This is a genomic window from Fontisubflavum oceani (assembly GCF_030407165.1).
Taxonomy (GTDB): Bacteria; Pseudomonadota; Alphaproteobacteria; order Rhodobacterales; family Rhodobacteraceae; genus Rhodophyticola; species Rhodophyticola oceani.
Genome location: NZ_CP129111.1, coordinates 1,448,163 through 1,461,648, shown reverse-complemented (window position 1 = coordinate 1,461,648; position 13,486 = coordinate 1,448,163). Strand labels below are relative to the sequence as shown.

Annotated in this window: 13 protein-coding genes and 1 pseudogene; 10 read left to right on the top strand and 4 right to left on the bottom strand. The window is 58.1% G+C overall.

The window, feature by feature from the left end:
* The first annotated feature begins 214 nt into the window (after nucleotides 1-214).
* The 10 genes and pseudogenes from ttcA to QTA57_RS07540 all read left to right on the top strand — a co-directional run bounded on the left by ttcA (nucleotide 215) and on the right by QTA57_RS07540 (nucleotide 8,908).
* On the top strand, nucleotides 215-1,066 hold the full coding sequence (gene ttcA / locus QTA57_RS07580) for a tRNA 2-thiocytidine(32) synthetase TtcA (RefSeq protein ID WP_290154333.1): 852 nt from the start codon (nucleotides 215-217) through the stop codon (nucleotides 1,064-1,066).
* Nucleotides 1,067-1,158: 92 nt separating this feature from the next.
* Nucleotides 1,159-1,800 (top strand): annotated as a pseudogene (locus tag QTA57_RS18575) (diguanylate cyclase domain-containing protein); the annotation flags it as partial.
* Entirely contained in the window at nucleotides 1,801-2,712 is a 912-nt protein-coding gene (locus QTA57_RS07575; protein WP_290154332.1) for an EAL domain-containing protein, read from the top strand.
* A gap of 213 nt (nucleotides 2,713-2,925) precedes the next feature.
* The gene (gene yidC / locus QTA57_RS07570) at nucleotides 2,926-4,758 is read left to right on the top strand and encodes a membrane protein insertase YidC (RefSeq protein ID WP_290154330.1); all 1,833 of its coding nucleotides are present in this window, start codon (nucleotides 2,926-2,928) and stop codon (nucleotides 4,756-4,758) included.
* Nucleotides 4,755-5,495: an MOSC domain-containing protein gene (locus QTA57_RS07565; protein ID WP_290154329.1), complete on the top strand. Its 741-nt coding sequence runs from the start codon at nucleotides 4,755-4,757 to the stop codon at nucleotides 5,493-5,495. Before yidC ends, QTA57_RS07565 begins: the two co-directional genes overlap by 4 nt.
* Complete coding sequence (yihA, locus tag QTA57_RS07560) at nucleotides 5,492-6,145, top strand: ribosome biogenesis GTP-binding protein YihA/YsxC (RefSeq protein ID WP_290154328.1); 654 nt, start codon at nucleotides 5,492-5,494, stop codon at nucleotides 6,143-6,145. Before QTA57_RS07565 ends, yihA begins: the two co-directional genes overlap by 4 nt.
* A gap of 59 nt (nucleotides 6,146-6,204) precedes the next feature.
* A complete protein-coding gene (argB, locus tag QTA57_RS07555) occupies nucleotides 6,205-7,065 on the top strand; it encodes an acetylglutamate kinase (protein ID WP_290154327.1) in 861 nt (286 codons plus the stop codon).
* 39 nt (nucleotides 7,066-7,104) lie between these two features.
* Nucleotides 7,105-7,755, top strand: coding sequence for a ferredoxin (locus QTA57_RS07550; RefSeq protein WP_290154325.1), 651 nt, complete (start codon nucleotides 7,105-7,107; stop codon nucleotides 7,753-7,755).
* Entirely contained in the window at nucleotides 7,752-8,267 is a 516-nt protein-coding gene (locus QTA57_RS07545; protein WP_290154324.1) for a SixA phosphatase family protein, read from the top strand. Before QTA57_RS07550 ends, QTA57_RS07545 begins: the two co-directional genes overlap by 4 nt.
* Before the next feature lie 212 nt (nucleotides 8,268-8,479).
* Nucleotides 8,480-8,908 carry a GNAT family N-acetyltransferase gene (locus tag QTA57_RS07540; RefSeq protein ID WP_290154323.1) on the top strand — a complete coding sequence of 143 codons (429 nt, stop codon included), beginning with the start codon at nucleotides 8,480-8,482 and terminating at the stop codon, nucleotides 8,906-8,908.
* A 53-nt stretch (nucleotides 8,909-8,961) separates the two neighbouring features.
* On the opposite strand, the gene QTA57_RS07535 is transcribed toward QTA57_RS07540, so the two are convergent.
* The 4 genes from QTA57_RS07535 to QTA57_RS07520 all read right to left on the bottom strand — a co-directional run bounded on the left by QTA57_RS07535 (nucleotide 8,962) and on the right by QTA57_RS07520 (nucleotide 13,459).
* Nucleotides 8,962-9,765, bottom strand: a complete 804-nt coding sequence (locus QTA57_RS07535) for an amino acid ABC transporter ATP-binding protein (protein ID WP_290154322.1) — start codon at nucleotides 9,763-9,765, stop codon at nucleotides 8,962-8,964.
* 12 nt (nucleotides 9,766-9,777) lie between these two features.
* Nucleotides 9,778-11,094: an amino acid ABC transporter permease gene (locus QTA57_RS07530; RefSeq protein WP_290154321.1), complete on the bottom strand. Its 1,317-nt coding sequence runs from the start codon at nucleotides 11,092-11,094 to the stop codon at nucleotides 9,778-9,780.
* A gap of 1 nt (nucleotide 11,095) precedes the next feature.
* Nucleotides 11,096-12,313 carry an amino acid ABC transporter permease gene (locus QTA57_RS07525; protein WP_145215080.1) on the bottom strand — a complete coding sequence of 406 codons (1,218 nt, stop codon included), beginning with the start codon at nucleotides 12,311-12,313 and terminating at the stop codon, nucleotides 11,096-11,098.
* A 129-nt stretch (nucleotides 12,314-12,442) separates the two neighbouring features.
* Entirely contained in the window at nucleotides 12,443-13,459 is a 1,017-nt protein-coding gene (locus QTA57_RS07520; RefSeq protein WP_171561473.1) for an amino acid ABC transporter substrate-binding protein, read from the bottom strand.
* Nucleotides 13,460-13,486 lie beyond the last annotated feature (27 nt).

Here is a 13,486-nt window from a genome sequence, read left to right as displayed (position 1 = left end):
ATGCCAACAACGGTCGGTCCGAGATTTGCATTGGAACGATCACCAAAAGCCCCGGCAGCGAGGCAGGTCTATTGGTAAGCGTACCCTTTGAGCGATCAAAAGCTCGGCGGCCAAAAATAAACTGTGGCATCGCTGAATAATCTCCCTATGGGTTCAACTGCCATCAGAATGGCCTATGGTTGCGAGAATCCAAAACCACTGCCGAAAGCCCGCAATGCTGGACACCGCCGACGACATCCATCCGCTCTTTCACGGCGCGCCAAAAACCGCTGAATTCAAGAAGCTACGCAAGCGGCTCGTGCGCGAGACCCGCGAGGCCATTGAACGTTATGGAATGATTGAGCGCGGCAGCCGCTGGTTGGTCTGCCTGTCCGGCGGTAAAGACAGCTACACGCTTCTGGCGGGACTGGTTGAGTTGCAATGGCGGGGTCTCCTGCCGGTGGAACTGCTGGCCTGCAATCTCGATCAGGGCCAACCGGGTTTCCCAGCGACCGTCTTGCCGGAGTTTCTCGACCGGATGGGGGTGCCGCATCGGATTGAGTATCAAGACACCTACTCCATCGTGATGGATAAGGTCCCGCAAGGCCGAACATATTGCGCGCTTTGCTCGCGTCTGCGCCGGGGGAACCTCTATCGCATCGCCCGTGAAGAGGGATGTTCCGCTGTGGTTCTCGGCCATCACCGTGATGATATTTTGGAGACGTTTTTTCTGAACCTCTTTCATGGCGGAAAACTCGCCACGATGCCACCAAAGCTGCTGAATGATGACGGTGATGTTTTTGTTTATCGCCCGCTCGCGCATGTGGCTGAGGCCGATTGCGACGCCTTCGCGCGGGCGATGGCGTATCCGATTATCCCCTGCGACCTTTGCGGTAGCCAAGATGGCCTGCAACGTCAGGCGATCAAGCAAATGCTGGATACATGGGAGGCGAAGGTGCCCGGGCGACGGCAGAAGATGTTCTCGGCGCTTATGTCAGCGCGCCCCTCGCATCTGCTCGACGCGGAACTCTTTGACTTTGCGAGGCTCTCAAGATCATTCGCATTTGAACCAAAACCGGGGGACTGAGATCGCAGCGTTAAGAGCCTGTCAGGCAGTTTGCCTTAGCGAGGAAGGTGAGATCCGACATAGCCGTCGGATGGAATTCCGAAGGGATAGCCATGCCGAGACTTAGGTTGTTGCGCAGTTCCGATTTGATCAACGGCATTCGCGCGGGACTGTCTCGCGTGGAAATCCTCGCGCTCTATCCGATACTTGCACTCGCGGCGGTCTGGTTTGGCAACTGGGATCTCCTCCTTGTCACGGCTTTCCTGCTTCCCACGCTGCTTGCTCTGCAGGCTTTCGGCCAAGCGGAGCACGGGCCTAAAGACCCGCTTTTGCAACAATCAGTAGATGGGCCAACTGGTTTTCCAAGGCGGCCCGCTCTAACGGCAATGATTGATCGCGCTGTGACGTCTGCCCCAGGCAATACGACCGTCGCAATCGCAATCGGAATCGATAAGTCGGGTCCCGTGGCCGAGCGGTGGAACCGCCAATTGGGAGATGAAATCCTAAGCTGTGCAGCCACTCGGCTGAGGGAGGCATTGGGGAAAGGCGGCATGATTGCGCGGATCGGAGAGACCGAATTCGGCATCGTCTTGCACCCAAGCCATAGTGCCCAAGTTGATCGGGTTCTGCCTCTTATCCATAGGCTACAGAACGTACTTCAGAAGCCAATCTCAGTTGGCGGCGCAACCGCCCATGTCTCGGCTTCTTTTGGCCACTGCACGCTCGACATGTCTCCTGCACGTACAGGCGACTCTATGTTAAGCGCTGCAGAGATGGCCTTGGGTGACGCACGCCGCCATGGGGCATCGGCCATACGCTGCTTTTGCCCTCAACTTGGTCAAGAGCGCAAAAGGCAGGCTAATCTGGTCGACAAGGTCGAAGCCGCTCTCAACAACGGCAAGATTAAAGCTTGGTATCAACCGCAAATCTGCACCGACACCGGCCTCATCAGCGGCTTCGAAGCCTTGGCGCGATGGCATCACCCCGAAGATGGTGTCTTGGCGCCAGGGGAGTTCCTTGGGGCAGTCGCGGAAGCCGGGCAGATGAGCAGACTCGGCAAAGTCATGCTCTACAATGCACTCTCGGCGCTCAAAAGCTGGGATAGGGCGAGACTCGATATCGCGACGGTCGCGGTGAATTTCTCAACGGAAGAACTGCGCGACCCACTCTTGGCGGATTGGATCAAATGGGAAGTTGATCGGTTCGATCTCCGCCCGAATAGATTGACGGTCGAGATATTGGAAACGGTCGCCGCGCAATCGGAAGATGACATCATCATCCGGAACATCGAATTGCTTTCCCAGCACGGGGTTAATCTTGACCTGGACGACTTTGGCACGGGCCAAGCCTCCATCGCGAATATCCGGCGCTTCCATGTAAACCGGATCAAGATGGATCGTTCATTTGTCACCAAGCTCGACGAAGACCCGACACAGTACGCCATGGTCTCGGCCATCTTGTCCCTCGCGGAGCATTTGGGCCTGGATACATTGGCCGAAGGGGTTGAGACAGCTGGCGAACATAGCACACTGGCTCAGCTTGGCTGTGGCTATGTTCAAGGGTTTGGTATCGCGCGCCCGATGCCGTTCGAAGACACGATCGCGTGGGTCCATGCTTACAACCAGAAGCTTGGCGCCCCCACATGTATTCGTCGTCAAGCCGGATGATCGCAGCCCCTCGGATGCCAACAATTTTCTGACGTTAATCGGCCGATACGCAGCATTGGCCGGACCGCCCGCGTCATAGGTGTGATGGCAACGAGGGCCCGCGCCGATGCAAAACTGAGCACGACGCCTTTGGTCACGGGGGAAAAGCCCTTGACCTTTCCACCCCCAATCTGTTGAACCTCCGTGACTTCAACCAAGGGATGGTCTGCAACGATGGATGATCAGAATAGAAACCTGATCCTTGCGACAGCGCTAAGCTTTCTGGTCATTCTTGTCTGGTTCTTGCTGTTCCCTCCGCCTGATCCGATGGTTACAGACACCACTGACACACCTGCCGTGACCGTGCTGGATGAAAACGGTACCGAAATGGCTCTGACCCCGCCTGTGGCGGATGCGGGGGACGCGCCGCAATTGGCGACCGATGCGGAGACGCGCGCCACCATCCTCGCCGAAGCTGAACGGATCACAATCGAGACACCCGCGGTTTCCGGGTCCATCTCGCTCGTCGGCGGACGGATCGATGACCTTTCTCTGAATAACTACTTCGAGACCCTTGAAGAGGATAGCCCGACCGTCACGCTCTTGTCTCCCGTCGGCGAATCCGAGGCGTATTATGCCCTCTATGGCTGGGCCCCCGCCGGCGATTTGGCGTTTGAAGATGTGCCCGGCGCGAATACCGAATGGCAAATCGAAAGTGGCGAGACGCTCACACCAGAGACACCTGTCACCTTGGTCTGGGACAATGGCAATGGCCTGATCTTCCGCCGTAGCATCGCGATCGACGAAGACTTCATGTTCCAGGTCACGCAATCGGTCGAAAACACGACCGATGCTTCCGCCCGCATGGCGCCCTACGGCATCGTTGCGCGCCATGGGTTGCCCTCGGATCTGCAAAACTTCTTCATCTTGCACGAAGGCGTCGTTCGCAAGTCGGACGGCACATTAGACGAACTTGCCTATGACGACCTCCCGGATTTGGACTTCATTCAGCGCGAAGGTACCCCCGCTGAAGTGGTCGATGTCGCGGAAAACGGCTGGATCGGCTTCACCGATAAATACTGGATGACCACGCTGATCCCCGGTGAAGCGCAGCCGTTCACCTCGGTCACGCGCTATGTCCCGTCCAGCGACATCTACCAAACCGAAGCTCGCCTACCGACAATGACCGTCGCGCCCGGTGAAACCGCTCAGATCAGCACCCAGCTTTTTGCCGGTGCCAAGGAATGGGAGACCATCCGCAACTACCAGAACGAAGGCGGCATCGCGCGCTTCCTCGACTCGATCGACTGGGGATGGTTCTATTTCCTGACCAAGCCAATCTTCTGGCTGCTGCATAATCTCAATGCACTGATCGGCAATATGGGCGTCGCGATCATCGCTTTGACGCTGATTATCAAGGCGCTGCTCTTGCCGCTGGCGTTCAAATCATATGTCTCGATGGCGAAGATGAAAGAACTTCAGCCTGAGATGGAGAAGCTGAAAGAACGCGCAGGCGATGACCGCCAGAAGCTCCAACAGGGCATGATGGAGCTCTACAAGACGAACAAGGTCAATCCGGCCTCCGGCTGTCTGCCGATTCTGCTGCAGATCCCGATCTTCTTCTCGCTCTACAAAGTGATCTTCGTGACGCTTGAGCTCCGGCACGCGCCCTTCTTCGGGTGGCTCACCGACCTGTCGATGCCCGACCCGTCATCGATCTATAACTTCTACGGGCTTCTGCCTTGGGCCGCGCCCGAACCAGGCACGATCATGGCGTTGCTCTTCATCGGCATCCTGCCGCTCTTGCTCGGCATTTCGATGTGGTTGCAGCAAAAGCTGAACCCGGCACCCACAGACCCGACTCAAGCGATGATCTTCGCCTATCTGCCTTGGGTCTTTATGTTCATGTTGGGCAGTTTTGCGTCCGGCCTATTGGTCTACTGGATTGCGAACAACACAATCACCTTTGTGCAGCAATACACGATCATGCGGAGCCAGGGCTTCAAACCGGACGTGTTCGGCAACATCCGCTCTGGCTTCCAACGCAAGAAATCTGACGAGAAATGAGCGTCACACTCGCCCATATCTGGCGCCATCCGATCAAGGGGATCGGAGCGGAGGCGCTTGATCGGATTACTTTGAGCCCGGACCGCCCGCTGCCGTTGGATCGAGCCTGGGCGGTGCTGGAGGATGGTGGCGACGCATCTGATGGCTGGCGGTCTTGCCGCAACTTCCTACGTGGGGCGAAAGGGCCGGGCTTGATGGCGATCACGGCGCGGGTCGACGGCGATGTGATCCATCTCAGCCACCCGGACCAACCAGACCTGACCGTCACCCCCGCAGGCGACCCCGCGACACTTTTCGACTGGCTCCGCCCGATCTATCCAGAGAACCGCGCTGCACCAGCGGCCCTGGTCAAATCGCCGGAGCAAGGGATGAGCGATGCGCCCTTTGCATCTGTCTCGGTGCTCAACCTGTCGTCGCTCCGGGCACTGTCGCAAAAAATCGGCATGCAGCTCGATCCGCGCCGGTTTCGCGGCAACTTTTGGCTGGACGGGTTGGCACCTTGGGAGGAGTTCGACCTCGTCGGCAAAACGCTCCGCATAGGCGATGCTGCATTGGAGATCGTCGAACCCATCGGCCGGTGCCGCGCGACAGAAGCGAACCCTGAAACCGGGCGGCGCGATGCGAATACGTTAGGCGCGCTGCAAAACGGTTGGGGGCATACGAATTTCGGCGTCTATGCTCGGGTTTCAAAGGGTGGCGAGATCACCACAGATATGCCCGTTGATGTGCTCTCATGAGCACCCTCCCCTTCCCATTGGCGGAAGCACCTGACGCGATCACGCGGGAGCGGGGCCGGAAGCTCTTCGCGACGGGCGGCGATTTCCTGAAAGGTGTCGTTGCGATGGATGGGATGCCGCCCGCCGATCGCATAGAGGTCTGCTTTGCCGGTCGTTCGAATGTTGGAAAATCAACGCTCATCAATGCGTTGACTGGTCGAAAAGCTCTGGCCCGGGCCTCCAACACCCCCGGTCGAACGCAAGAAATCAATTTCTTCACCCTCGCCGAGAGCCATTATCTCGTCGACCTGCCCGGCTACGGTTTTGCGAACGCGCCGGTCGCGGTTGTCGAAAAATGGCAACGCCTGCTCAAAGCCTATCTTGCGGGCCGCGCAAGCCTCCGCCGGGCATTTGTCTTGATCGACACGCGCCATGGCGTGAAACCCGTGGATGAAGAGATCATGACGCTTCTCGACAAGGCCGCGGTGACGTTTCAAGTGGTGATGACCAAAGCCGATAAGGTGAAAGACAAGGATCGTGAGAAGATCCTGACACAAGTGCGCAATGCCTTATCAAAACATCCCGCCGCCTTCCCCGAACTGGTTCTGACCTCTTCGGAAAAGGGGGATGGGATTGAAACGCTCCGCAGCATCATCGCGACGCTCGACTGAGCCGGTCTTGGCAGCCTCGGCCACTTGCCGTAACAAGACGCGACCATGAGGCCGAAGCGATGAAGAAACAAACCATGAGCCGGGATTACCTTGCCACCGCCCGCACGCTTTCCGAAGCGCTGCCTTTCCTACAGCGCTATGATGATGCGACCGTGGTGATCAAATTTGGCGGTCACGCGATGGGCGATGACACTGCGATGGCTAGTTTCGCCCGCGATATCGTACTTTTGCAGCAAGTCGGGGTGAATCCGGTGATCGTTCATGGCGGCGGCCCAATGATCAACGAGATGCTGAGCAAGCTTGGTGTTGTCTCGGAGTTTGCCGACGGCAAACGAGTGAGCGATACCGCCACCGTGGAAGTCGTCGAAATGGTGCTTTCGGGCACCGTCAATAAACGCATCGTGCAAGCGATCAACGCCCAAGGCGGGCGGGCCGTCGGGCTAAGCGGCAAAGATGCGAATTTGATGATCTGTGATCCGGCCGACCCGAAACTGGGCTTTGTCGGCGAGCCCGCTGAGATGACGCCGGATGTGCTGTTGAACCTGTTCAAAGACAACATGATCCCGGTTGTCGCCCCTCTTGGCGCTGGCCGGAATGGGGAGACTTTCAACGTCAATGGCGACACGGCCGCGGGCGCGATTGCTGCGGCTCTGAAGGCGGATCGCCTGTTGCTTCTGACCGATGTCGCGGGTGTGAAGAACGCCGATGGCGAGGTGGTGACCGAGTTGAGTGTCTCGGATGTCGAAGCGATGACCAAGGACGGCACCATTGCGGGCGGCATGATCCCCAAAACCGAAACTGCTCTGCATGCCGTCAGAAACGGCGTGCGCGCCTGTGTGATCGTTGATGGTCGGGTTTCGAACGCGGTGTTGTTGGAGCTGTTCACCGAACATGGCGCGGGCAGCATCATCCGCGCCTGACACCTTGCGTGTCGTGGCCCGGCCCGACAGGGTGTGTAGATGGATTACGAGAGCCTGACCCGCGCTGTTCACGACCTGCATCTTGATGTCTTCGGGGCATTTCACCCCACGCCAGAGGATGCGGCACCGAAAGGGACAGAAACGCTCGTCCTGCTTGGCCCGCGGGAGCCGGGCTTTTGGGCTCATGTCACCACTGAGCCAGAGTTCACAGACGGCAAACCCGACCGGATGGACCGCTGGTCCCGCCGGGTGATTGGGCGTCTCGCGTGCGACCTGGGCGCAAAGGCGCAGTTTCCGTTTGGTGGCCCGCCCTATGCGCCCTTTATCCGATGGGCCACGCGTACAGGTCGCGCCTGGCCCAGCCCTGTGACGATCCTGGTCCACGATGTGGCTGGGCTTATGGTCTCCTATCGCGGGGCATTGGCCTTGAAAGAGCGGATTGAGCTCCCGCAACCGCCCATTGAACGCCCCTGTGAGAGTTGCAGCAAACCATGCCTGACCGCCTGTCCCGTGAACGCCCTGACATCGGAGGGCTATGACACAGCGGCGTGTCATGGGTATCTGGACACGGAGGCCGGTGCAGATTGCCTGATGCAGGGCTGCGCCGTCCGCCGGGCCTGCCCGCTGAGCCAATCCTATGGCCGCCTGCCCGCGCAATCGGCTTTTCACATGCGGAGTTTCCACCCATGAGCTTGACCCTTGTTCTGATCCGCCACGCGAAATCCGATTGGGACAATCCCCTCTTGGACGATCATGACCGGCCTCTGAATGATCGCGGGCGGCGCGCGGCCCCGCGGATCGGCGCATGGCTCAACACTCAGGGCATCAACCCTGAGCAGGTGATCTGCTCCACCGCGCGGCGCACTCAAGAGACCTGGAGCGGGATTGCTAGCCAGTTGCCCGATCCGGTCACGGCATCCTATTCCAACGCGATTTACCACGCTGATCCCGCGGCGATCCTCTCCAAAATCCAACAAGCTGACACCAGCCCTCTGGCGATCATTGGGCATAACCCCGGTATTGGCAGCATCGCCTATGCGCTATGCGCCACACCGCCGACCCATCCGAAATTCGGGTTTTACCCGACGGGGGCCAGCCTGATCCTGCGGTTCGAAGTGGAAAACTGGGCGCAGATCGAGCCGGGCATGGGCGAGGTCATCGCCTTTACGGTACCCCGCGATTTGAAGCCGGAACCAAGCTGATTGCGGTCGGCGCAACTGCCCCCTAATCTGCTCATCGTCTGAAACGGAGATTTGATGTCTCGCCTTTGATCGGTCGCAGCTTGCGCCCCTGCACAATCTGAGAACGCAAACGCCGCCCACGACGTGGGACCGGTCGCTTTGACGATGTGCTTTTCCAAGACTCAAGTAATTGCCGCTCTTCCAAGAACGGCACATCAAAGGATATCTGACAGATGATCAGACCTTATTTGCCTGCCGATAAGCAGGCCGTCATGTCGATCTGGCGTGACACAAGCGCGGTTGCGCATCCATTTCTAGGCTCCGAGTTCATGAGTGAGGCCGAAAGCCTGATCCGGGACACGTTGTTGGACATGGCCGAGATTTGGGTGGCCGAAAAGGACGGCATACCCATCGGCTTCATAGCCCTAATTGGCCACGAAGTCGGCGGGTTGTTTTTACGGCCCGAACATCATGGTCATGGCATCGGCCAAGCGCTCATGGATCAGGCCGTACAACGCAAAGGCCGGTTGGAGTTGGATGTGTTTCGCGAAAACACGAGGGCACGCCAGTTCTATACCCGTTATGGCCTTACCGAGGGGGCCGAGCGGCTCGATGATGCCTCGGGGCAATATGTTCTGCGAATGACATACACACCCGGCTAAAACGAAGCCCCCGGAAGAGCTTCCGGGGGCTTTCAGCTTACCAAACGGTAAGATCAGTGACCGAGGATCTGGCTCAGGAACAGCTGCGTCCGTTCGGATTTGGGGTTCATGAAGAACTCCTCCGGCTCGTTCTGCTCCACGATCTGCCCTTGGTCCATGAAGATCACTCGGTTGGCGACCTGCCGCGCAAAGCCCATCTCATGGGTCACGCAGAGCATGGTCATGCCCTCCTCGGCGAGCTGGATCATCGTGTCCAGCACCTCTTTGATCATCTCAGGGTCAAGCGCCGAGGTCGGCTCGTCAAAGAGCATGATCCGCGGCCGCATGCAGAGCGAGCGCGCAATGGCCACCCGCTGCTGCTGCCCACCCGAAAGCTGACCGGGGTACTTGTCGGCTTGTTCTGGGATTTTGACCTTGTTGAGGAAATACATAGCTGTTTCCTCGGCCTCTTTCTTGGGCGTCTTCCGCACCCAGATCGGGGCCAGCGTGCAGTTCTCCAGGATCGTCAGATGCGGGAAGAGATTGAAATGCTGGAAGCACATCCCAACCTCGGACCGAATCTTGTCGATGTTTTTCAGGTCATTCGACAGGAGCGTGCCATCAACCGTGATCGAGCCCTGCTGGTGCTCTTCCAAGGCATTGATGCAGCGGATCAAGGTGGATTTGCCCGAGCCAGAGGGCCCGCAAATCACGATCCGTTCGCCCTGGTTCACGGTCAGGTTGATGTCGCGCAGCACATGGAACGTGCCGTACCACTTGTTCATGCCTTGGATTTCAATGGCCACCTCATCGGAGACGGTCATATGGCTACGGTCGATTTCCCGATCCGCGATGGAAGAAGTTTGAGCGTCAGTCATTGAGACGTCTCCTTAACGATGGTCGGTGCGGAGCTTGCGCTCCAGGAATTGCGAGTATTTCGACATCGCGAAACAGCAGATGAAGAAACACGCCCCAATGAAGATGAAGAGTTCCCAATAGATGCCGTTCCAATCGGTTGTGGCACGGATCAGGTTGGAGAACCCGATGGGATCACTCAGGCCCACAAAGACCACCAATGTGGTGTCTTTGAAGACGCCAATGAAGGTGTTCACGATCCCTGGGATCGAGATCTTCAGCGCCTGAGGCAAGATGATCAGCTGCATCGACTGCCAGTAATTCAGGCCCAGACTATCCGCGCCTTCATACTGACCTCTGGGCAATGCCGCGAGCCCGCCGCGGATCACTTCGGCCATATAGGCCGAGGCGAAGAAGGTCACCATGATGATCACCCGCAGAAGCAGGTCAAAATTGGTGCCAGGCGGCAGGAAGTAGTTCAGAAGCAGCGACGCGGTGAAGAGCCACACAATCAACGGCACACTGCGGATCACCTCAATGAAGAACACGCAGCTCTTGTTGATAATGAACAGGTCCGATTGCCGTCCGAGCGCCAGAACGATGCCTAGCGGGAAGGACAAGATGATGCTGGTCACACCGATGATGATGGCCAACATGAAGCCGCCGATTTCATCGGAGGCGACATATTGCATCTCAATCGGCGCGATGGCCGAAAGCCCACCTGCGACCGGGCCTGCGAAGAACAGCCAATAGAGGATTGGCACAACAAGCCCGGCGATGGTTGCACCGAGTGACCCCAGGATCTCATCACCAAATCGGATGATCACGCCGCCAATCACAAAGCCAAGAGCCACGGCAATCGGTGTCCAGATCGAGCCGCCCCAGATCAGCCAGAAGCAGAGAAACGGCGCGACTGCTGTGACGTAAAACAGCTTCCGTGGCACATTCTCAAACAGGATCGGAGCGACGGCGACAAAGAACACCAGAAGCGCCAATACCGGTCGCCAATAGAGATCTTGCGGGTAGAAGCCGAAGAGCAACTGATCCCAACGATCCGCCAGAACCGCCCAACAGGCGACACTGGCATCCGCGCCATAAATTTCGTCGCGAATCTCACGGCACTCGGAAAGCGATCCCGCATCCCAAATCCCATAGAGCATCCAGCCGAGCGTATGGCTGAGAACATAATAGATCACGTAAAGCGAGATGATCGTCAGCAAGGCATTCAACCAGGACGAAAACAGGTTCTCCCGAACCCATTTGATCACACCGGTTTGGGTTGCGGGCGGTGCCACTTCTGGCAACATGGTTTCCCGCACGAAAGAAGCGTTATGGGCATGTGTATCGCTCATCTCAGCGCTCCTTCAATTTGATGGAAGAGTTATAGACGTTCATCAGAGAGGAGATGATGAGTGAGGTGATCAGATAGAATAGCCCCAGAAGAAGCATCCCTTCCAATTCTCGCCCGGTCTGGTTGATCGTGATCCCGCCCAGTGTCGAGCGAACGTCCATATACCCCACCGCGATTGCGAGGGAGGAGTTCTTGGTCAGGTTCAGATATTGCGAGATCAGCGGCGGGATGATGACCCGCAGCGCCTGCGGCAAGATCACCAGGTTCATCGTCCGGTTCGGACGCAGACCCAAGGCAAACGCCGCCTCAGTCTGCCCTTTGCTGACAGCCAGAATGCCGGACCTGACATTCTCGGCAATGAACGCGCCGGTATAGAGCGCCAGCGCCAAGGTCAACGCAATGAACGAGTTTCGCATATGCGTCCCGCCCGAGAAGTTGAACCCAGTCAGCTCGGGGTACTCCAGCGTCACTGGACGACCGAGGATGAAGTAGAACAAAATCGACGGGATGAAGAACAGGCCCAGCGACGTCCAGAAAACCGGTAGGATGTCACCTGTCTGCTCCTGGCGTTTCCGCGCATAGCGACGGAAGGCCCAGATGCCGACCAGAGACGCGATGAAGACCAGAACGAGCATCAGCGCCCCATCGCCCCAAACCGGCGCGGGCGTGTAAATCCCGCGATTGGTGATTGCGACGGTGTCGAACAAAATCATGCTCGCTTCCGGGTCATCGCCACGGAAATCGCGCGGTTGCGGTGTCGCCTCCGTCATGATCGCGAAAACGATCAAGATCCACAAAAGCGTCGGGATATTCCGGAAGCCTTCGACATAAACCGCCATCAGGCGCGCGACGATCCAGTTGTTCGACAAGCGCAAGACGCCAGCGATCACGCCGACGATCGTGGCAATGATACAGCCCACGAAGGCCACAAGAAGTGTGTTGAGAATACCAACCAACGCCGCACGCGCATGAGTCGAGTCATTGGTGTATTCGACAAGCCGTTGGTTAATGTCATATCCGGCTCGCTGTCCCAAGAAGCCGAAATTGAAGTCCTTTCCCAGAGATTGAAGGTTCTGGACCGTGTTACTCGCCAGCCAAAACAAACCGGCCATGATCAAAATGAACGCCACCACCTGGATCGTCAGCGACCGGTAGCGGGTGTCATAAATCAACTGGCTTAGTCGGAAAGTCTCGGCGGGTGGTTCCGTCATCGTTGCCATATCGGGCACCCCTGCAACTGTTGGATTGCCAAACTCTGTAACAGCACCTTTGTTGGCCTGCCCGGTTTGGTCATTCGTTGTTCTAGATAGACGAAGGGCGCGGAGTGACCGCGCCCTTCGCTTAAGATGTCACCGGAACGGCGGTGCGTAGAGCAGACCACCATCAGTCCACTGCGCGTTTAGACCGCGCGAGAGACCAATTGGCGTCGCCTCACCGATGTTGCCTTCGAACAGCTCGCTGTAGTTGCCTACGGCGGCAATGGCGTTCTGTGCCCAAGCCGCATCGAGACCGAGCATACCGCCCAGTTCACCTTCGGACCCCAAGAGACGGTTGATCTCTGGGTTTTCGGTGCCAGCGGCCAGTTCACCGACATTTGCCGACGTGATGCCCAGCTCTTCAGCTGCGATCAGAGCGTTCAGCGTCCAGCGGACGACATCGCCCCACTCGTGGTCGCCATGGCGCACAAGCGGACCAAGCGGTTCTTTCGAGATGATCTCGGGCAAAACCACATGCGCAGAGGGATCTTCGAACGTGGCGCGCGTTGCGGCCAGACCCGAGGCGTCCGTGGTGTAGACGTCGCAGGCGCCCGCAAGATACTGCTGCTGCGCTTCGGCGTTGGTTTCGATCGGCACAGGCTCATAGCTCATGCCGTTCGAGCTGAAGAAGTCAGCCAAGTTCAGCTCGGTCGTGGTGCCGGTCTGGATGCAGACGGTTGCACCGTCCAGTTCCATGGCCGAGGCCACGCCCAGTTCACGGGGAACCATGAAGCCCTGACCGTCATAGTAGTTGATGCCCACGAATTCGAAGCGCAGGTCAACGTCGCGGCTGAAGGTCCAGGTGGTGTTCCGGGCCAGCATGTCGATCTCACCAGAGGCCAGCGCGGTAAAGCGGGTCTGACCAGTGGTGGGCACGAAGTTCACAGCGGTGGCATCGCCGAAGACGGCGGCGGCCACGGCGCGGCAAACGCCGACATCGAAGCCTTCCCATTCGCCGCTTGCATTCGGCGCGGCAAAGCCGACGAGGCCGGTGGTCACGCCACAGTTCAAGCTGCCGCGCGCTTGGACTTCGTCCAACGTCTGTGCGGAAGCGAACCCAGCGGCCAGACCAGCGATGGCCATAGTACCGATAAGTACGGATTTTTTCATTGTTTACCTCTTCCTGATGGACCGCCC